The sequence below is a fragment of the Lentzea miocenica genome, assembly GCF_033949945.1.
Classification (GTDB): Bacteria; Actinomycetota; Actinomycetes; order Mycobacteriales; family Pseudonocardiaceae; genus Lentzea; species Lentzea miocenica.
In genome coordinates, this window is record NZ_JAXAVW010000003.1 from 173,438 (window position 1) to 193,303 (window position 19,866).

Below are 19,866 nucleotides of genomic sequence, written 5' to 3' on the forward strand. Positions count from 1 at the left end.
GCACTAGGGTTGGTCCCATGACGTCGGTGGTGGAGCGGCTGCAGGGGCAGTCTCCCAAGTTCTCGGTCGAGTTCCTGCCGCCGCGGGACGCCGAGGACGAGAAGATCCTCTGGAAGGCCGTCCGTGAACTGGAAGGCCTCGACCCGGCGTTCGTGTCGATCACCTACGGCGCCGGCGGGTCGCGCCGGGACCGCACGATCCGCGCCACCGGCCGCATCGCGCAGGAGACGACGCTGCTGCCGGTCGCCCACCTGACCGCCGTCGACCACTCGGTGGCCGAGCTGCGCAACGTGATCGGCTGGTACGCGGCGATCGGCGTGCGCAACGTCCTCGCGCTGCGCGGCGACCCTCCCGGCGACCCGATGGGCGAGTGGGTCGCGCACCCGGAGGGCCTCAACTACGCCGACGAATTGGTGCGGCTGGTCCGCGAGCTCGGCGACTTCTGCGTGGGCGTGGCGGCGTTCCCCTACGGGCACCCGCGTTCCGGCGACCTCGACACCGACCTGAAGTACCTGCTGCGCAAGCTCGACGCGGGCGCGGACTACGCGGTGGCGCAGCTGTTCCACGCGCCGGAGCCGTTCCTGAGGATGCGTGACCGCGTGGCCGCCGCGGGCTGCAAGGCGGCGATCCTGCCGGGCATCATGCCGATGCTGTCGCCGCGCGGGCTGTCCAAGATCGTGGAGCTGTCCGGCGCCGACCTGCCGCCCGACGTCGCGCGCCGGCTGGAGCCGTTCGCCGACGACGTCGCGGGGTTCCGCGCGACCGGCATCGACATCGCGACCGAGATGTGCCAGCGGTTGCTCGACGAAGGTGTTCCGGCGCTGCACTTCTACACGATGAACCGGTCGAAGGCGACGAAGGAAGTGCTGGGGCGCCTGGGTTTGGTGGCGCGCGCTTAAACCGTCACGTTGCGCTTGTGCGCGATGAGGGCGAGGACGACGACGATCAGCGCGGCCCCGCCGGTGAGCCCGGCGACGAGCAGCGCCCAGCCGAAGAACGAGCTGGAGTTCTCACCCGCGTACTGCACGGTCGCCTGGAGCATCGACGCCTGTCCGGGCTTCGGAGACCACGCGATCGTGTTGTTCTCCTCCTCGCGGCCGTTCGTGTTCACGATCTTGCCGGGGAAGCTCACCTTGACCTGGATGTCCGCTCGTTCCACCGGCACCTGGGTCAGGTCGACCGACCCCGACAGCGTGACAAGATCACCCGACCGGCGGAAGTTCATGCTGTAGCGGCTGTTCGACGAGCTGGTCGACATGGAGAGCGTGCGCATCTCGTCGAACGACAATCCGTTGAAGAACAGCTGCGTACCGGCGTAGGACTCCACCCGGTACGGCTTGGTGGTGACCCGGCTCGCGAGCTCCGGCGGCACCTTGAGCTGCGGGCCGGGGTCGTTGTCCTGCGTGGGCGGAGTGGCCGCGACGATCTCCCCGGAGATGCGGTCGTCGTCGGACACGGCCATGGCCGCGTACACGCGAACGCAACCGCTCAGCGAAAACAGGGTGAGCAGCAAGAAGACCGGCACCAGAAGTGCCCGGGAACGACGCACGGCGGACATCCTGCCAGCACGGTCCAAACGACGCAGTCCCCCCATTAGTCGTGAGCTTGACTAACTACCTTTTGGTGTCGTGAGGCGCGAGGTAGCGTCTGGGCGCATGGCATCCGTGCACGACATCAGCAACAAGTTCGTCAGCGACTACGTTGCTCTGGACCCGATCACCGCGACCAGCCTGGGCTTCGCGGGGTCCGACGACCAGCTGACGGACCTCTCGCCGGAAGGCCACGCGGCGCGCGACGAACTCGCCGTCCGCGCGCTCGCCGACATCACGGCCGCCCAGCCCGCGGATGCGTCGGAGGAGGCCGCGCGAGCCGTCTTCCTGGAACGGACGGGTCTCGAGCACGAGCGTTACGAGGCAGGCGAGGCCGAGTCCGCGCTCAACGTGATCGCGAGCCCGATCCAGTCGGTGCGCGACATCTTCGATCAGATGCCGACCGACACGCCCGATGACTGGGCCACGATCGGACGTCGTCTTTCCGCCGTTCCGGCCTCTCTCGAAGGTCTCCGCGCCTCTCTCTCGCACGCCGCTTCCCGTGGTCACGTTTCCGCGCTGCGCCAGGTGACCAGGGTCGCCGAGCAGTGCGACGTCTGGGCCTCGACGTTCTTCACCTCCTTCGCGGCGTCGGCCGACGTCGACGGTGCGGTGCGTTCCTCTTTGGACGCCGGTGCCGCCGCTGCTTCCTCCGCCTACGCCGAGTTCGCTTCCTTCCTGCGCACGACACTGGCTCCGCAGGCGCCGACGAAGGACGCCGTCGGTGAGGAGAGGTACCGCCTCGGCTCGCGCTACTTCACCGGCTCGAAGCTCGACCTGGCCGAGGCCTACGAGTGGGGCTGGGAGGAGTTCCTCGGCATCGAGGCCGAGATGAAGAAGGTCGCCGCTCGCCTGAAGCCGGGCGCGACCCTGGCCGAGACCGCCGCCTACCTCGACGAGCACCCGCGCTATCAGGTGCACGGCCAGGACGGGCTGCAGGCGTGGATGCAGGAACTGTCCGACAAGGCCCTGCTCGACCTGCGCGACGTGCACTTCGACCTGCCGGACGCGCTGATGAACCTCGAGTGCAAGATCGCGCCGCCCGGCGGAGGCGTCGGCGCCTACTACACGCCGCCGACCGCCGACTTCTCCCGCCCCGGCCGCATGTGGTGGTCGATCGCCGAGGGCAAGTCGGTGTTCCCGACCTGGCGCGAGACGTCGACGGTCTACCACGAAGGCGTGCCGGGCCATCACCTCCAATGCGCGACGGCGGTGTACCAGTCGGAGACGCTGAACGACTTCCAGCGCCTCATGTGCTGGGTGTCGGGCCACGGCGAGGGCTGGGCGCTGTACTCGGAACGCCTCATGCGCGAGCTCGGCTACCTCGACGACGACGGCGACCTGCTCGGCATGCTGGACGCGCACCTGTTCCGCGCCGCCCGCGTGATCATCGACATCGGCATGCACCTGGAGCTCGAGATCCCGGCCGGCACCGGCTTCCACCCGGGCGAGCGCTGGACCCCCGAGCTGGGCCTGGAGTTCATGCTCACCAGGACCCTGTCCGAGCCCGCGCACGTCCGCGACGAGATCGACCGCTACCTCGGCTGGCCGGGTCAGGCACCCGCGTACAAGATCGGCGAGCGCCTCTGGCTGGCCGCCCGTGAGGACGCGCGGGCCCGCAAGGGTGCAGGCTTCGACCTCAAGCAGTTCCACAAGGAAGCCCTGGAGATGGGCTCGATGGGCCTCGACACGCTCCGCGAGCGCCTCGCCGCCCTCTAGCCCTCAGCGCTCTGAACAGCGCAAATCCACCCTTATGCAAAAGACGTTTGCGGACGTCCGCAAACGTCTTTTGCATAACTGATATATCGGATATCAGGTCAGCTGCGCCGGCATCAGCTGGGGTCGGCCCACCGCACACGTACGCGGTTGGTGATCGGCTCCGGGTCGTCGGTCCGCACGAACTCGAGCCACGGGCCGGGCTCGGGCCGCACCGAGGCGAACCCCTCACCGCTGCGCACCACCGGATGCCCGGTCGCTCGCGCCGAAGCCTGCGGATCCGGGGAGTCGACGACCACCGCCGCGATCACCCCGGGGTATTCGGGCCGGGGTTCCAGGACGCAGAACTCGTTGCCCTGCGGATCCCGCAGCACGACCCACGGCACGTCTGCCTGGCCGACGTCGGCGTGTTCGGCGCCGAGCTTCAGGGCCCGCGCCACGATGTCCGCCTGGTGTTCGGGCGAGGTGGAGGCCAGGTCGAGGTGCACCCGGTTCTTCTCGATCTTCGGGACGTCGCTCCACACGAACGTCAGCTCGATCTCGTCACCGGCGAACTCGGACCAGAACGCGGCCAGGGCTGGGGGATCGGCTGACTCGAACGTGATTTCCACGCGTGCGAGGGTACTGTCTCGCGCGTGGCGAAGCTGGTGCTCGGACCGCTCCTCAGGCATGTCAACGAAACGTCCGCGACTGTGTGGGTCGAGACGGACGAGTCGTGTGACGTCATGATCGCGGGGCACACCGCGCGCACGTTTCAGGCGGGACGTCAGCACTTCGCCCTCGTCAGACTCGAGAACCTGGGCCCGCGCACGGAATACGACGTCCGGCTGAGCAGCGGCGGCTCCTGGGAACCGGTCTGGCCGGAAGCCGGCAGCAAGTTCCCCAAGCCGGTCATCCGCACCGGCGAGGTGCGCAGGATCGCCTTCGGGTCGTGCCGTGCCGCACCGCACCAGCCCGTCGGTCCCGATGCCCTCGACGCCTTCGCGCAACGGCTCATGAGCGTGCCGGAGGCCGAGTGGCCGCAGGCGATGATCCTGCTGGGAGACCAGGTCTACGCCGACGAACCCACCGAGGCCACCAAGCAGTGGCTGCGTGACCATCGGGGCGACCGCCGGCATGACACGGAGGCGCCTGACGGCGAGGTCGTGGACTTCTCCGAGTACGCCCGCCTCTACCACGAGACCTGGGGCGACCCGGAGATCCGCTGGCTGCTGTCGGTCGTCCCGACTTCGATGATCTTCGACGACCACGACGTGCGCGACGACTGGAACACGTCCGCGGTGTGGCGCGCGGAAATGGCCGGCAAACCGTGGTGGCGCGACAGGATCCGCGGCGGTCTCGCCTCCTACTGGGTGTACCAGCACCTCGGCAACCTCGGCCCGGACGAGCTCGCCAGGGATCCCTTGTACGCCAAGGTGAAGGCTCAGGGCACGGACGTCCTGCCGTTGCTGGAGGAGTTCGCGGAGGAGGCGGACAAGGAGCTCGAGGGCCGCAAGTCCACGTGGTGGAGCTTTCGCCGCGACTTCGGCCGCGCCCGGCTGCTGATGGTCGACACGCGCTGCGGCCGCATCCTCGCCGACGGCAAGCGGCAGATGATCAGCGATGAGGAGTTCGAGTGGATCGAGCGCAACTCCGAAGGCGATTTCGACCACCTGCTGATCGGCTCGTCGCTGCCGTGGCTGATGCCGCACGCGCTCAGCCACTTCCAGTCCCTCAACGAGATCGGCGCGCGCAAACCGGGCTGGCAGGGCAAAGCCGCCGAGAAGATCAGGCAGGCGGTCGACCTGGAGCACTGGCCGGCGTTCCGCGAGTCGTTCGACCGGCTCTCCCGCATGATCGAGAAGGCCGCGAACAACGGGTCCGCGACGGTGTGCGTGCTGTCCGGCGACGTCCACCACAGCTATGTCGCCGAGGCCGAGTTTCCCGGGCCCACCAAGGCCCTCGTGGCGCAGCTCGTGTGCTCGCCCGTCCACAACGAGGCCCCGAGGGTGTTCCGGCCGGCGTTCCGGCTGTCGTGGTCCCGCGCCGCCTCGTGGGTGTTCCGCCGCCTCGCGACGCTGGCCGGCGTGCCGGAGGACCTGATGCGCTGGCGCAAGACCAGCGGCCCGCACTTCGGGAACTCCGTGGCACTGCTGGACTTCGACGGCCGCCGCGCCCGTTACCGGCTGTTGTCGGCAACGGGCGAGGAGACGGCGTCCGTGCTACTTGGTCGCGAGTCGCAGTAGCGCCCACAGCTGTGCGATCGCGTCGTCGTCGCCGTGCACCTGAACCATCCGGTCGGGCAGTCGCCCCCACAACCAGCGGTACATCGTCATCGGGCTCGCCGACACCTGCGCGTCGGCGACATGGGCGTCCTCCGGGTCGACCACACGCCACGCCGACGCGCCGTGCGGGCCGCAACGGGTGAGCCACACGTGTTCCCCGACTTCGATGGCCACCAGGCCGTCCCGCGAGCCCCGCACCCCGAGCACGTCCAGCTTGTACCCCAGCCACAACGTGAGCACCTCGTCGACGCCGTCGATCGCGACCTCGTCGGTGACCGCGCTGACCTCCATGGCCGCCGCGCCCTGGACGTCCATGCGGTGCAACGTGGTCTCGTGCGCGAGCCGCCGCCGCCAGAACCCGTAGTTCTGCTGATCCGGCCACCACGTCGCGCACGGCTCGTCCTCGTCGTGCGCGCCGAGCACCTCGAGCACGGCCTCCGCGCCCGACCGCATGAACTCCAGCGGGTCCTCTCCCGGCTCGGGATAGTCCTGCCACTCCCCGTCCTGAGGTTCGCGGCCGAGCCTGATCCACTCCAGCGCGCTGCGGTAGCCGCTGCCGACGTGCCGCACGGTCTCCCCGAGGTTGAGTCCTGGACAGGCCGGCACGCCCTTGTGCGGTGGCTGGCCGATCGCGGACATGGCGAGCAGTTCCGCCTCACGGCGCAAGATGTCGAGCGAGTTCACCTCCTCGCCTCACTCATCACGCGGTCGACGAGCGTCACGAACAGATCGGCCTGGCGCACCATGTCGTCGGCGGTGCGCGCGTTGACGTGCCGGGTGATGCCCGCGAGCACGGCGGCCCTCGTGGACGACCACGAGGCGAAGAAAACGGCCCACTCACTCATTTCCGGTGCGAGCGCGGTGAGCAGCACCCACGCGCTGGTCGGCCGCGAACGCCCGCGATGAGGCCTTCCGCGCAACGCGAGAACCGCGGCGGCAGCACGCAACGCGGCGAGGTAGGCGGTCGCGAACCGCTCGGACGGCTCCGGTGTGCGTTCGGACTCGGCGAGCGAGTCACGAGCCTGCTGCAGCAGCGCGAACGCGGACGCGGGTGGCAACGGGACGGGGAAGGCTGCCGGATTCGAAATCTCAGCTGTCATCTCGGCCTCCTCGTGGCGTCGGTGAACGACGTCACCGCCGAGGGGAAGCCGGCGGCTCTCGGAGGTGGGGTGCTTCCCCCACCCCACCTCCGAGGCATGGTGCGACTCGAACACATGTTCGAGTCCCGTCCAGCGTAGCTCCCGGCCGATGGATTCCTCAACCCGGCCCACCACGTGGGCGCGAGTCGTGGTCTGATGGTGATGTGAGTGCGCTCGAACACCCCGGAATCCGCAAGGTCGCGGACGCCCTGCCAGTCGCTACCGCAGGCCGCATCGTCGTGCTGCCGGACGCGGTGAAGACCGCGGCGGCCGCGGCGGAGGCGGTGGGCGTGCAGGTCGGCGCGATCGCGAACAGCCTGCTGTTCGCCGTGGTGCGCGACGGCGTGTCGGCCCCGTTGCTGGTGCTGACCTCGGGCGCGCACCGCGCGGACACGTCGATGATCGCCGAACTGGTGGGTGCGGACGCGGTCAAGCGCGCCAATCCGGAGTTCGTGCGCGAGCACACGGGTCAGGTGATCGGCGGTGTCTCACCCGTCGGGCACCCCGGACCGATCGAGACCGTGGTGGACCGTGCGTTGTCCGGTTACGAGGAGATCTGGGCGGCCGCGGGACATCCGAACGCCGTCTATCCCACGACCTTCGCGGACCTGGTGGCGCTGACGGGCGGCCGCGTGGCGGTGGTGTCGGTATGACGGCGTCGCCGCGCCTGGAGCGCATCGTCGAGATGACCGCTTCCGAGTTGAACGTGCGGCTGGGCGAGGCGCTCGCGCTGTACGTGACCGCGATGAACTATCCGCCCGGCACCGTCGAGCAGCGAGCCCCGATGTGGCTCGCGCACATGATGCGCGAGGACTGGCGTTGTGTCGTCGCGCTGGGGGAGCAGGACGAACTCGTCGGCATCGGCTACGGCTACCGCGGCGCCGCCGGTCAGTGGTGGCACGAACAGGTGCGGCGCGGGCTGATGGCCGTCTCGCCGCCCGCCGTCGTCGACGACTGGCTCACCGACTACTTCGAGCTGACCGAACTGCACGTGCTGCCGCGCGCACAGGGCCGTGGCCTCGGCGAGGACCTGCTGCGCCGGCTGATGGAGGGCGTGCGGTCCACTCGCGTGCTGTTGTCGACGCCGGAAGGCCCGAGCAAGGCGTGGAAGCTCTACCGCCGCGTCGGTTTCGTCGACGTGCTGCGGCACTACCAGTTCACCGGCGACCCGCGCCCGTTCGCGGTGCTCGGCCGGGTGCTTCCGCTCGCCTGACCAGCACCATCTGACCGTTCTGGAACCCGACTCCTGAGCTGCTTGCGGCTCGGGAGTTTTGCCGTACGCTCGCCAATATGCAATATATTGGATATGGGTCACTGAAGGAGCGGGCGGCGGCCGAGATCCGATCGGCGATCGTGCGCGGCGACCTCGAACCGGGCACGGCCATCAAGGACGTCGAACTGGCGGAGAAGCTCGGCCTCTCCCGCACCCCGGTGCGCGAGGCGCTCGCCACGCTGACCGACGAGGGTCTCGTCGAGACCAAGCCGCACGCGTACACCCGTGTCACCGCACTGGAAGCGGAGCCGGTGCGCGACGCTCTCGTTGTCGTGCAATCGATGCACGCCCTCGCCATGGCCCTGGTCGTCCATCGGAAGTCGCTGACGGCCGACGACATCGCCACGATGCGTGCCGCGAACAAGACCTTCAAGAAGGCGCTCGACGCCAACGACGCTGTCGCAGCGCTGGCCGCCGACGACGAGTTCCACGCCGTGGCCGTCCGCTGCTGCGACAACTTCGCGATCGCCGCGACCATCGACCGCTACACGCCGTTGGTCCGCCGGGCCGAGCACAGCCGCTTCTCCTCGCCCGGCGCGCGCCACTCCGTCACCCAGCACCAGCAGATCATCGAAGCCTGCGAGCAGGGTGACGCCACGCTGGCCTCCACCCTGGTCGACAAGAACTGGAGCACCCTCCAGGAGGAACTGTGAACAGATACCCGCTCCTCTTCGGCCCCTCCCCGGTCCACCGCCTGGACCGCCTGACAACTCACCTCGGGGGCGCGGCGGTCTGGGCGAAACGCGAGGACTGCAACTCCGGCCTTGCCTACGGCGGCAACAAGACCCGCAAACTCGAGTACCTCGTCGCCGACGCGCTGGCCACCGGCTGCGACACACTCGTGTCGATCGGCGGCATCCAGTCCAACCACACCCGCCAGGTAGCGGCCGCCGCGGCGCGCGCGGGCCTGAAAGCCGTGCTGGTGCAGGAGAGCTGGGTCGACTGGTCCGACGTGGGCAGCGACCGGGTGGGCAACATCCTGCTCAGCCGCATGATGGGAGCCGACGTCCGCCTCGTGGACGCCGAGTTCGGCATCGGCGTCAAACCCGCCTGGGAACAGGCGATCGAAGACGTCCGCGCCTCCGGCGGCAAGCCCTACCCGATCCCGGCCGGCGCCTCCGACCACCCGCTGGGCGGCATGGGCTTCGCGAACTGGGCGGACGAGGTCCGCCAGCAGGAAGCCCAGCTGGGCGTCTTCTTCGACACCATCATCGTCTGCTCGGTCACCGGCAGCACCCAAGCCGGCATGGTCGCCGGCTTCGCGAACGACTCGAACCGCCGCGTGCTGGGCATCGACGCCTCCGCCAAGCCGGCCGAGACCCTCGACCAGATCACCCGCATCGCGCACAACACCGCCAAGCTCCGCGAGGTCGAGGTGTCCGAAAAGGACGTCCTCCTCGACGACCGCTTCCACGCGGGCACCTACGGCATCGCCGACGAGTCCACCGTGGACGCCATGCGGCTGGGCGCGAGCCTCGAAGGCATGATCACCGATCCGGTCTACGAGGGAAAGTCCCTGGCAGGCCTCATCCACCTGGTGTCCTCGGGCGAGATCGACCGCGACTCCACGGTCCTGTACGCCCACCTCGGCGGCCAGCCGGCGCTCAACGCCTACAGCTCGCTGTTCTCCTAGCGGTCCGGGGCAGGCAGGCCTGGGGTCTGCCGGCCGGGACGCGGTAGGGCTGGCGCGGTAGGCCGGGTGCGGTAGGGCAGATGCGGCAGGTCGGGCGCGGCAGGGCAGATGCGGCAGGGCAGACGCGGCAGGGCAGACGCGGCAGGGCAGACGCGGCAGGGCAGACGCGGCAGGGCAGACGCGGCAGGCCGGACGCAGCAGATCAGGTGCGGCAGGCCGGACGCGGCAGGGCAGGCGCGGCAGGTCGGATCCGACAGGTCGGGCGTGTGGGCTGCGCGTGACAGGGCGGCGTGGATGGGTCTGCGCGCAGGCTCGGCGTGGCAGGGCCCGGCCCGGCAGGTCCGGCGTGGCAAGTCCGGCGTGGCAGGTCCGGTGTGGCGGATTTGGGGTCGCGGGTCTGGCGTGGCAAGCGAGTGCGGTTGGTTCTGCTGGGGCCGGTGGGGTGCGGTGGGTCCGGTGCGGCGGTCAGGCGCGCAGGCGCAGACCCTTTGGTGTGGCGCGGAATCCCGCTTCCTGCAGGACTGTCGCCAGGTGTGAGGTCAGGGCGACCTCGCCGTCGGCTCGCTGGACCGCCAGCTGGCCCAGCCAGCCGTCGCGGACTGCCCGGCTCAGGGCGTTCGCGGCGGTGCGCAGGGTCGGGTCGTCGTCGGTGAACGACAGCAGCGATTTGCCTCCCCTCTCGACGTAGAGGGCTGGGGTGCCGTCGACCAGCACCGCCAGCGCGCCGGCTTTGCGGCCCGGCCGGTGTTTGCCCTCGCCCAGCGGGTCCGGCCACGCCAGCGCGGCGCCGTAGGGCTGGGCGGGGTCGGCCGCGGCGAGCACCACCGCGTCCTGATCGGACTGTGCGGGCTGACCCGGCGGGCGTGACAACGCCCGCAGCCGGTCCACCGCGCCTCGTGCCGCGAACTGGGCGGCGCCCAGTCCTTCGACGACGTAGCCGCGGATTACCTGGCCCGATTCCTCCATCGCCCGCAGCACCTTGTAGACGCCGCTGAACCCGCCGGTCACGCGTTCGGTGTCCAGTGCGCCGCGGGTCAGCACGCCGTGCCGTTCCAGGAACGCCTCGGCGCGGGCATGTGCCCTGCGGGTCGGATCCCCCGCCGGTTGCACGGCAAGTGACCAGCGGCCCGCGGCCGTCGGCGGGCCCGTGCGCGAGGGCATGTCCGGACGAGCGGCGCGCAGCCGGGCATAGCGACCCCGCGGAGCGCTGCGGCGGGGCTTGTGGGCCGCGCCGCCACCGGACACCAGCGCGCGCAGCGGAGACAGCGTGTCGTTGGTGATCAGGCCCGCCCACACCAGATCCCACAGCGTGCCGACGACTTCGGCGTCCGTGCACTCCACAGACGCCGAGGCCCGGTCGACCACCTGGCGGAAGAACAGCGCGCCGCCGGACAGCGCTTCCAGGACCGCCGTGTGCAGTGGTGACTCCGGGATCGACTCCGGCACCAGATCGGGCAGCAGCAGGTCGGCCACGTCGGTCGGGGCCAGCGCGATCCAGCCGTCGCCACCGGCCAGCGCACCGCAGCCCGTCCAGGTCACCTCGCCGGACGCGGTCAGCTCGTCCAGCAGCGCCGGGTAGTAGCCCGGCAGACGGGACGGGAACAGCAACGATTCCAGCGCGCTCGCGGGAAGTGGTGCTCCCGCAAGCTGTTCCACCACCGAGAACACGTCGTCGACCGTGGGTGCCGAGCGCAGCCGGCGCCCCAGTCCGTGCCACTGCGGCAGGAACCGGCCCAGCGCGGCTGGTTCGACCGGCTCCACCTCGGAGCGCAGCAGCGCCAGCGAGGCACGCCGCAGGCGGCGCAGCACGTCCGCGTCGCAGTACTCGGTGTGCGTGCCACCGGGACGGAGCTCACCGCGCACCAACCGGCCCGTGGCCGCCATCCGTTCCAGGACACCCGTCACCACGGCGATGCCCAGACCGAAGCGGGCGGCGGGTTCGGATGCGGGGAACGGGCCGTGCGTGCGGGCGTAACGGCTCAGCAGCTCGCCCAGCGGATCCGCCACCGGTTCGGTGAAGGCCTCGGGGACACCGACGGGAAGCGCGACGCCGAGCGCGTCACGGACCTTGCCCGCGTCCTCGATCGAGATGCTGCGTTCCTCACCGGCGATCCGGACGCGGATCACCCGGCGCTGCGCCACCAGCTCGTCCAGCCACTCGCGGGGCACGCCGCGTTCGAGCGCCTCCGCGTCGGAGAGATCTCCCAGGAACCGCAACAGGTCCGCGGTGTCCTCGGCGTGCCGCGGCCGGCGATCCTCGGTCAGGCGTTGCAGGCTGCGCTCGACCTCGGCCACGACCTCCGGGTCGAGCAGCTCCCGGATCGCCTCGGAACCGAGCAGCTCGGCCAGCAGCGTCGAGTCCAGCGACAGCGCGGCCGCGCGGCGTTCCGCCAGGGGAGCGTCCAGCTCGTAGAGGAACATGCCCACGTACCCGAAGAGCAGGCTGCGGGCGAACGGTGACGGCGACTGCGTCTCCACCTCGACCACGCGGACCCGGCGCGCGCGGACGTCCGACATCAGCTCGCGCAGGCCCGGCACGTCGTAGACGTCCTGCAGGCACTCGCGCATCGCCTCCAGGACCACCGGGAAGCGCTCGTACTTCGCGGCCACCGACAGCAGCTGGGCGGAGCGTTGCCGTTGCTGCCACAACGGAGTGCGCCGTTTCGGATCACGGCGGGGAAGCAGCAGCGAACGGGCGGCGCACTCGCGGAACCGGGCCGCGAACAACGCGGAGCCACCCACCTCCGCGACCACGATCTGCTCGACCTCGTCGGGGTCCAGCAGCACGTCTTCGGCGCTCGCCGTCACCTCGACGCCCTCGTAGTCGAGCGCGTCGGGCAGCCGCAGCACGATGCCGTCGTCGGAGTGCGCCGCCTGCACCTCGACGCCACGCCGTTCGCGCAGGCGTGCGGCGATCGCCAGCGCCCACGGCGCGTTGACCTGGGCGCCGAACGGGGAGTGCACGACGAGCCGCCAGTCGCCCAGCTCGTCGCGGAACCGTTCCACCAGCACGGTTCTGTCGTTCGGGACGTGCCGCGTCGCCTCCCGCTGCTCGCCCAGGTACGCGAGCAGGTTGTCCGTCGCCCACTGGTCCAGCCCGGCGGAGGCGGCCCGTTCGCGAGCGGCCGAATCCTCCATCGTGGACACCTCGCGGAGGAACTTGCCCATCGCACGGCCGAGTTCCAGCGGACGGCCCGGCGCGTCGCCCTTCCAGAACGGCATCCGCGCGGGCTGACCCGGCGCGGGCACCACGATCACCCGGTCGTGGGTGATGTCCTCGACCCGCCACGACGAGGTGCCCAGCAGGAACGTGTCGCCGACGCGCGACTCGTAGACCATCTCCTCGTCCAGCTCGCCGACACGGGAGCCGGGACCGTTCTCCGACGGCGGCGTCATCACCGTGTACAGCCCGCGATCCGGGATCGTGCCGCCGGACGTGACCGCCAGCCGTTGCGAGCCAGGACGCCCGCGCAGCTCGGAGTTCACCCGGTCCCAGGTGATCCGCGGCCGCAGCTCGCCGAACTCCTCGGACGGGTACCGGCCCGACAGCATGTCCAGCACCGCGTGCAGCGCCGAGTCCGGCAGGCCCGCGAACGGCGCCGCCCGCCGCACCAGCGCGGTCAGCTCCTCGACCGTCCACGTCTCCATCGCCACCATCGCGACGACGTGCTGTGCCAGCACGTCCAGCGGGTTGCGCGGGAACCGCACGGCCTCGATCGCGCCGTCCCGCATCCGTTCCGCCACCACCGCGCACGACACGAGGTCACCGCGGAACTTCGGGAACATCACGCCCCGCGACACCGCGCCCACCTGGTGCCCGGCGCGGCCGACGCGTTGCAGACCGGAGGCGACCGACGGTGGCGCCTCCACCTGCACCACCAGGTCGACCGCGCCCATGTCGATGCCTAGCTCCAACGACGACGTCGCCACCACGCAGGGAAGCCGCCCGGACTTCAGATCCTCTTCCACGGCCGTGCGCTGCTCACGCGACATCGACCCGTGGTGCGCACGAGCCACGGAAGCGGTCTTCTGCACGGTCAGGCCCGACTGGCCGATCGCCTCGGCCGGGAAGGACTCCAGCTCGGTCGCTTCCTCGGCGAGTTCGTTCAGGCGCGCGGTCAGCCGTTCCGCGAGCCGCCGCGAGTTCGAGAACACGATCGTCGACTGGTGGGCCCGCACCAGTTCGAGCACGCGTGCCTCGACCGACGGCCAGATGGAGGTGCGCTGCTCGGCTCCGGCCGCCGATCCCGACACCTCACCCGTCGGCTGGCCGAGCACCGACATGTCCTCGACCGGCACCTCCACCTCGACCTGGATGGTCTTGGGGGTCTTCGGCTGCACGACCTTCACCGGCCGGCCGCCGGAGAGGAACGTGCTGATCTCCTCGACCGGCCGCACGGTCGCCGACAGCCCGATCCGCTGCGCCGGCCGTTCGAGCAGCGCGTCCAGCCGTTCCAGCGACAACGCCAGGTGCGCGCCGCGTTTGGTACCGGCGACCGCGTGCACCTCGTCGATGATCACGGTCTCCACGCCGCGCAACGACTCGCGCGCCGACGAGGTGAGCAGCAGGAACAACGACTCCGGTGTCGTCACCAGCACGTCCGGGGGAGTGCGTCCGAACGCCCGCCGTTCCTCCGGCGAGGTGTCACCGGTCCTCATGCCCACCGTGATCGACGGTTCGGCCAGCCCCAGCCGCTGCGCCGCCTGCCGGATACCGGTCAGCGGCGCGCGCAGATTCCGCTCGACGTCCACCGCCAGCGCTTTCAACGGCGAGACGTAAAGGACCCGGCACCGCCGTTTCGGCTCCGGCGGGGTTCCGGCGGAAGCCAGCCGGTCCAGCGCCCACAGGAACGCGGCCAGCGTCTTGCCCGACCCCGTCGGGGCGATGACCAGCGCGTGCTCGCCCGCCGCCGCGGCCGCCCACGCACCTGTCTGCGCCTGGGTTGGCGCGGCGAAGGCCCCGGCGAACCACTGCCTGGTCGCCGGTGAGAATGCCTTCATCACGTCCATGGCGACCATCATGACGCCGGGGTCTGACAATTTCTGATTGCGCAGGTCCGGGCACCCGCCGAAGGCCGCTGTGGCACGATCACCGCCAGTACGTCCTTCGAGGGGAGCACGGTGCGCGTCCTGTCCGTCGACCTGGGCACCGCCAACACGGTTGCGGTGCTGTCCGACCACGGCGTGGTGGATGTGGACGGCGGGCCCACGATGCCCTCGTCCGTCTACCTCGACGAGGACGGCACCCTGCACGTCGGCAGAGAAGCGGAACGGCGCTCGCGCCAGGACCCGTCGCGCTACGAGGCGAACCCGAAGCGCCACATCGACAAGGCGACGCTCAAGCTCGGCGAGCGGAACCTGCCGGTCAACGACGCGCTCGCGGCGATCTACGCGCGCGTGATGGAAGCCGTCGCGCCGTTGCTCGGTGACACCCCGCTCGACGAGATCCGCCTGACGCACCCCGCCGAATGGGGCCCGAGCAGGCGGAACAAGCTGCTGTCCTCGGCCAGGCTCGCGGGCATGACCGGTGAACTGGTGCCCGTCCCCGAGGCCATCGCGGTGGCCTCGCTCGGCGGCGGCCGCCCCCTCGCGGTCTACGACTTCGGCGCCGACACGTTCGACGTCTCGATGCTCGACTCCGAGCACCGCATCCTCGCCGACGGCAGCCTCGGCGACGTCGGCGGTCTCGACATCGACCAGGCGCTGCTCGAGCACATCGGCCGCACGGTCTCGCACAAGGACCCGGCCGGCTGGCAGCGGTTGCTGCGCCCGACCACCGTCGACGACCACCGCGCCCGTCTCGGCCTGCGCGAGGAGCTGCGCCTCGCGAAGGAGGACCTCTCCGAGCTGCCTCAGGTCGAGGTGCTGATGCCGGAGCCGTTCGAGAAGGTCGTCGTCACGCGCGCCGAGCTGGAGGCGTTGATCAGGCCGAGCCTGATCCGTACCACCGAGCTCCTCATCTCCACGGTCCGCAAGGCCGGTGTCACGCCAGAGCACGTCTACCTCGTCGGCGGCTCCTGCCGGATGCCGCTGGTCGCGCAGGTCATCGCGGAGAAGGTCGGCATCGTCCCGACCAACCCCGACCACCCGGAGACGATCGTCGCGTCCGGTGCGCAGGTCGTGGACCGGGCGATGATCACGCTCAAGCCCGAGGACGACAAGCCCAAGTTCGTCGAACCGCCCACCGTCGTGACCGCGCCGGTCAGCCCCGCCGTGAGCGGCCCGCACCCGGTGAACCCGAACGTCAGCGGGCCGAACCCGGTGATCAGCGGCTCGTACCCGAACCCGAACGTGAGCGGGCCGTACTCCGCCAGCGGCAGCTACCCCGTGACCGGGCCCTACCAGGTGAACCCGAACGTCAGCGGCAGCTACCCGATGAACTTCCCGCAGCAGCAGGCGCCGAAGAAGAAGGACAACAAGAAGGTCCTCTTCGCCGTCGGTGCCGCGGTCCTCGTGCTGGCGGGCGTCATCGGCACGGTCTTCGCGTTGTCCGGCCCGGACCTGCCCAGCGCGGACGAGTGCAAGGACGACACCTCCCAGGACGGCCAGGGCTTCACCAAGTGCCTGCGCCAGCTCGCGGGCCACGTGCCGGACGGCGGTGGCTGCGAGAAGGCCGACTCCGCGCAGATCACCGGCATGGAGGAGATCAAGGGCACGGTCGTCAGCTGCAGCGTCCGCGACGGCTACTCGGTCCAGTACATCCTCACCGACAGCGTCACCGGCGCCGAGAACAACGCCGCCGCCATCTCGAAGTCGTTCCAGACCGACCGCGTCGAGGCCGACTGGACCGGCAACGGCCTGGAGGGCGACTACCGCGCGGCGACCTCGAGCGGCACCGGCGTGCTGGTGTTCACCGCCAAGGGACGCCCCATGTTCGGCATCCTCACGAAGAACGCCGAGGAGAACGCGGACGAGCTCAAGGCGGACGAAATGGCCGACTTCTTCGAGAAGGCCGTGCAACCGGGGGAGTAACCGCCCCTGATGGACCTGTCGGCACGCCGTCCGGGCATGCCACCATCGCGATCATGGTGACCGTCGCGCCGCAGGTCGAACGCGTGCAGCGCAAGGTCGTCCGCGTGCTGACCGGCACCCAGATCCTGGGGTCGGCGGCCGTGACGATCGGCCTCGCGTTCAGCACGCTGATCGCCGCGTCGCTGTCCGGGTCCGAGGCCGTCGGCGGACTCGCGCAGACGGCGGCCGTCGCCGGTGCCGCGGTGCTCGCGTTGCCCGGTGCACGTCTCGCGCAACGCCGTGGGCGTCGCCCCGCTCTCATCCTCGGCTACGGCATGGGCGCGCTCGGTGCGCTGGTCGCCGCCGTCGCCGTGGGCCTCGGCTGGTGGCAGGTGCTGCTGGCAGGGCTCCTCCTGTTCGGAGGGGCGTCCAGCGCGAACTACGCGGCTCGTTACGCCGCAACGGATCTGGCTGATCCCCAACGTCGTGCGCGGGAGCTGTCGCGCGTGGTGTGGGCGGCCATGATCGGCGCGATCATCGGCCCCAACCTCGCCGATCCCGCCGGACGACTGGCGGCCTGGCTGGGCATGCCGGTGGGGGTGGGACCGTTCCTGCTGGCGACCGTGGTGCTCGTGGCCGCCGTGCTGGTCATCCAGTTCGGGCTGCGACCGGACCCGCTGGTCGTCGTGAGAAGCACCCGGCCGGTCGAACCCGCGCACTGCGCCGGCGGTTCCAGCGCGACTCCCGGTGCTCTGAAGATCTGGGGATCACTCGGATCGATGGCCCGGCTCGCACTCGTTGGTGTGATGTTGTGCCACACCGCGATGGTCGGGCTGATGTCGATGACGCCGGTGCACATGAACCACGCCGGGTCGTCGTTGCGCGTGGTCGGCGTGGTGATCAGCCTGCACGTCGCCGCGATGTACGCCGCCAGCCCGTTGTTCGGGTGGATGGCGGACCGGCTGGGCCGCGTGCCGGTGCTCGCGATCGGCGCGTCGCTGGTGGTGGCGGCGTCCGGGGTCGCGGGGATGGCGCCGTCGCACGACGCTCCACAGCTCGCCGCGGGTCTGGCGCTGCTCGGGTTCGGCTGGTCGGCGGGGCTCGTGTCGGGGTCCGCGCTGCTGACGGAGTCCGTGCGGGTGGAGGACCGGCCCGCCGCGCAGGGCCTGTCCGATCTGGTGATGAACGTCGGCGGGGCCGTTGGTGGCGCGGTGGCCGGGATCGTCGTGACGGCCTGGTCGTACGCGGCGCTCGGGCTGATCGTCGGGTTCACGGCGCTGCCGCTGCTGGTCGTGTGCCTCTTCGCATCACTGCGCAGGCCCGTTCGTTAGGGTCTGCGGGTGCGCATCACCATGTTCCGCAAACTCATGGCCGGGGAGTTCGGCCAGGTCAGGGCCGAGATGATCGCCCACGACCACGTGCTGTCGTCACTGGGAGGGCGCACCGCCGACGAGGCGCTGGAAGCGGGGCTCGGCGCCAAGGAGGTCTGGATCGCGGTCTGCGACGCGTTCGAGATTCCCGAAAATCGGCGTTGATCCGGCGGTTCGGAGTGTCACGTGTGCTCGAACACGTGTTCGGCTACAGTGGCCCCGACCCCCGGCTTCGCAAAATTGTCAGACCCCGCCAGTAGCGTCAGGTCCAACATGACGAAGCAACGGCAGACGACAAAAGGTGGACCCAACATGGCACCCGCAGCACCCGATCGGGACAAGGCGCTCGAGCTGGCCCTGGCGCAGATCGACAAGCAGTTCGGCAAGGGCTCCGTGATGCGCCTCGGCGAAGAGGGCCGTGCGCCGATCGCCGTCATCCCGACCGGCGCGATCGCGCTGGACGTGGCGCTCGGCATCGGTGGCCTGCCGCGTGGCCGGGTCGTCGAGATCTACGGTCCGGAGTCGTCGGGTAAGACGACCGTGGCGCTGCACGCCGTGGCGAACGCGCAGAAGGCCGGCGGCATCGCGGCGTTCATCGACGCGGAGCACGCGCTCGACCCCGAGTACGCGAAGAAGCTGGGCGTCGACACCGACGCGCTGCTGGTCTCCCAGCCCGACACCGGTGAGCAGGCGCTCGAGATCGCGGACATGCTGGTCCGCTCCGGCGCGCTCGACATCCTGGTCATCGACTCGGTCGCCGCCCTCGTGCCGCGCGCCGAGATCGAGGGCGAGATGGGCGACAACCACGTCGGTCTGCAGGCCCGCCTGATGAGCCAGGCGCTGCGCAAGATCACGGGTGCGCTCAGCAACTCCAACACCACCGCGATCTTCATCAACCAGCTGCGCGAGAAGATCGGCGTGATGTTCGGCTCCCCGGAGACCACGACCGGCGGTAAGGCGCTGAAGTTCTACGCCTCCGTGCGTCTGGACGTGCGCCGCATCGAGACCCTGAAGGACGGCGGCGAGCCCGTCGGCAACCGCACCAGGGTCAAGGTCGTGAAGAACAAGGTCGCGCCGCCGTTCAAGCAGGCCGAGTTCGACATCCTCTACGGCAAGGGCATCAGCCGCGAGGGCTCGCTCATCGACATGGGTGTCGACCAGGGCATCCTGCGCAAGTCCGGCGCCTGGTACACCTACGAGGGCGACCAGCTGGGCCAGGGCAAGGAGAACGCCCGCAAGTTCCTGCTGGACAACCCGGACATCGCGAACGAGGTCGAGAAGCGCATCAAGGACAAGCTCGGCATCGGTGCCACCCTCGACGCCGACGAGACGGTCCCCGCGCCCGTCGAGTTCTAGGGGCTGTGAAGGTTGGACGAGGCTGAGGGGCAGCGCAAAGCACGGGACATCTGCTACGCGCTGCTCACCGCTCGCGCCCGTTCCCGGCAAGAGCTGCACGACGCCTTGCTGCGCAAGGGAATCAGCCCTGGCGCCGCCGAGGTGGTGCTCGGCAAGTTCGACCGCGCCGGCCTGATCGACGACGCGGAGTTCGCCGAGATGTGGGTGCGCTCCCGGCACAACCACAACGGCCTGGGCCGCCGCGCCCTGGCCATGGAGTTGCGCCGCAAGGGTGTCGCCGACGAGGTGGTGGCCGAAGCGGTCGCCGCGGTCGACGGCGAGGCCGAGGAGGAGAAGGCGCGCGAGCTGGTCCGCAAACGGCTGCGCACGATGTCCGGCGTGGACGAGACGGCGAAGATCCGCCGCCTCGTGGGGGCGTTGGCGCGCAAGGGTTACGCGGAAGGGCTCGCGTACCGCGTGGTGCGCGACGAGTTGCGTTCGGCCGGCGCTGAGGCGTCGGCTCTGGACGAGCCCTGGTCGTAGGGCGGGCAGGCTCGCTTGCCCGACCTCGCCGCCTGACCGGTCCGCCCCGAGTA

At 70.3% G+C, this 19,866-nt stretch carries 17 protein-coding genes; 12 read left to right on the plus strand and 5 right to left on the minus strand.

Annotated elements, in window-relative coordinates; translation table 11 throughout:
- The first annotated feature begins 17 nt into the window (after positions 1–17).
- Positions 18–899 carry a methylenetetrahydrofolate reductase [NAD(P)H] gene (gene metF, locus SK803_RS04975; protein WP_319964551.1) on the plus strand — a complete coding sequence of 294 codons (882 nt, stop codon included), beginning with the start codon at positions 18–20 and terminating at the stop codon, positions 897–899.
- Here the strand turns inward: metF and SK803_RS04980 are convergent.
- Complete coding sequence (locus SK803_RS04980) at positions 896–1,549, minus strand: DUF3153 domain-containing protein (protein WP_319964552.1); 654 nt, start codon at positions 1,547–1,549, stop codon at positions 896–898. The two genes, metF and SK803_RS04980, sit on opposite strands and share 4 nt — an antisense overlap.
- A 106-nt stretch (positions 1,550–1,655) precedes the next feature.
- Here SK803_RS04980 and SK803_RS04985 point away from each other — a divergent pair, with 106 nt between their 5' ends.
- Positions 1,656–3,308, plus strand: a complete 1,653-nt coding sequence (locus SK803_RS04985) for a DUF885 domain-containing protein (protein ID WP_319964553.1) — start codon at positions 1,656–1,658, stop codon at positions 3,306–3,308.
- Between the two features lie 113 nt (positions 3,309–3,421).
- Here SK803_RS04985 and SK803_RS04990 read toward each other — a convergent pair whose 3' ends face one another.
- On the minus strand, positions 3,422–3,916 hold the full coding sequence (locus SK803_RS04990) for a VOC family protein (RefSeq protein WP_319964554.1): 495 nt from the start codon (positions 3,914–3,916) through the stop codon (positions 3,422–3,424).
- Positions 3,917–3,940: 24 nt separating this feature from the next.
- Between SK803_RS04990 and SK803_RS04995 the strand changes: the two genes are divergently transcribed.
- A complete protein-coding gene (locus SK803_RS04995; RefSeq protein WP_319964555.1) occupies positions 3,941–5,530 on the plus strand; it encodes an alkaline phosphatase D family protein in 1,590 nt (529 codons plus the stop codon).
- Here SK803_RS04995 and SK803_RS05000 read toward each other — a convergent pair.
- Together SK803_RS05000 and SK803_RS05005 are read right to left on the minus strand one after the other, a co-directional pair.
- Entirely contained in the window at positions 5,507–6,253 is a 747-nt protein-coding gene (locus SK803_RS05000; RefSeq protein ID WP_319964556.1) for a maleylpyruvate isomerase N-terminal domain-containing protein, read from the minus strand. The two genes, SK803_RS04995 and SK803_RS05000, sit on opposite strands and share 24 nt — an antisense overlap.
- Positions 6,250–6,669 carry an SAV_6107 family HEPN domain-containing protein gene (locus SK803_RS05005; protein ID WP_319964557.1) on the minus strand — a complete coding sequence of 140 codons (420 nt, stop codon included), beginning with the start codon at positions 6,667–6,669 and terminating at the stop codon, positions 6,250–6,252. The genes SK803_RS05000 and SK803_RS05005 overlap by 4 nt, the downstream gene beginning before the upstream one ends.
- A gap of 203 nt (positions 6,670–6,872) precedes the next feature.
- Between SK803_RS05005 and SK803_RS05010 the strand changes: the two genes are divergently transcribed.
- The 4 genes from SK803_RS05010 (at position 6,873) to SK803_RS05025 (ending at position 9,614) form a co-directional block, all read left to right on the plus strand.
- Positions 6,873–7,361 (plus strand): YbaK/EbsC family protein, encoded by a 489-nt coding sequence (locus SK803_RS05010; RefSeq protein ID WP_319964558.1) that lies wholly within the window; start codon positions 6,873–6,875, stop codon positions 7,359–7,361.
- The gene (locus SK803_RS05015; RefSeq protein ID WP_319964559.1) at positions 7,358–7,921 is read left to right on the plus strand and encodes a GNAT family N-acetyltransferase; all 564 of its coding nucleotides are present in this window, start codon (positions 7,358–7,360) and stop codon (positions 7,919–7,921) included. Before SK803_RS05010 ends, SK803_RS05015 begins: the two co-directional genes overlap by 4 nt.
- A gap of 77 nt (positions 7,922–7,998) precedes the next feature.
- Entirely contained in the window at positions 7,999–8,634 is a 636-nt protein-coding gene (locus tag SK803_RS05020) for a GntR family transcriptional regulator (RefSeq protein ID WP_319964561.1), read from the plus strand.
- Positions 8,631–9,614 carry a 1-aminocyclopropane-1-carboxylate deaminase gene (locus SK803_RS05025; RefSeq protein ID WP_319964562.1) on the plus strand — a complete coding sequence of 328 codons (984 nt, stop codon included), beginning with the start codon at positions 8,631–8,633 and terminating at the stop codon, positions 9,612–9,614. The genes SK803_RS05020 and SK803_RS05025 overlap by 4 nt, the downstream gene beginning before the upstream one ends.
- Before the next feature lie 465 nt (positions 9,615–10,079).
- Here the strand turns inward: SK803_RS05025 and SK803_RS05030 are convergent, their stop codons facing one another.
- Positions 10,080–14,624 carry an ATP-dependent helicase gene (locus SK803_RS05030; RefSeq protein ID WP_319964563.1) on the minus strand — a complete coding sequence of 1,515 codons (4,545 nt, stop codon included), beginning with the start codon at positions 14,622–14,624 and terminating at the stop codon, positions 10,080–10,082.
- A gap of 111 nt (positions 14,625–14,735) precedes the next feature.
- Between SK803_RS05030 and SK803_RS05035 the strand changes: the two genes are divergently transcribed.
- From SK803_RS05035 to SK803_RS05055, 5 genes are all read left to right on the plus strand, one after another.
- The gene (locus tag SK803_RS05035) at positions 14,736–16,586 is read left to right on the plus strand and encodes an Hsp70 family protein (protein WP_319964564.1); all 1,851 of its coding nucleotides are present in this window, start codon (positions 14,736–14,738) and stop codon (positions 16,584–16,586) included.
- A 53-nt stretch (positions 16,587–16,639) separates the two neighbouring features.
- Positions 16,640–17,896 (plus strand): MFS transporter, encoded by a 1,257-nt coding sequence (locus SK803_RS05040; protein WP_319964565.1) that lies wholly within the window; start codon positions 16,640–16,642, stop codon positions 17,894–17,896.
- A 9-nt stretch (positions 17,897–17,905) separates the two neighbouring features.
- Complete coding sequence (locus SK803_RS05045; protein WP_319964566.1) at positions 17,906–18,100, plus strand: DUF3046 domain-containing protein; 195 nt, start codon at positions 17,906–17,908, stop codon at positions 18,098–18,100.
- Positions 18,101–18,247: 147 nt separating this feature from the next.
- Entirely contained in the window at positions 18,248–19,291 is a 1,044-nt protein-coding gene (recA, locus tag SK803_RS05050) for a recombinase RecA (RefSeq protein ID WP_319964567.1), read from the plus strand.
- A 12-nt stretch (positions 19,292–19,303) separates the two neighbouring features.
- A complete protein-coding gene (locus SK803_RS05055) occupies positions 19,304–19,813 on the plus strand; it encodes a regulatory protein RecX (RefSeq protein ID WP_319964568.1) in 510 nt (169 codons plus the stop codon).
- Positions 19,814–19,866 lie beyond the last annotated feature (53 nt).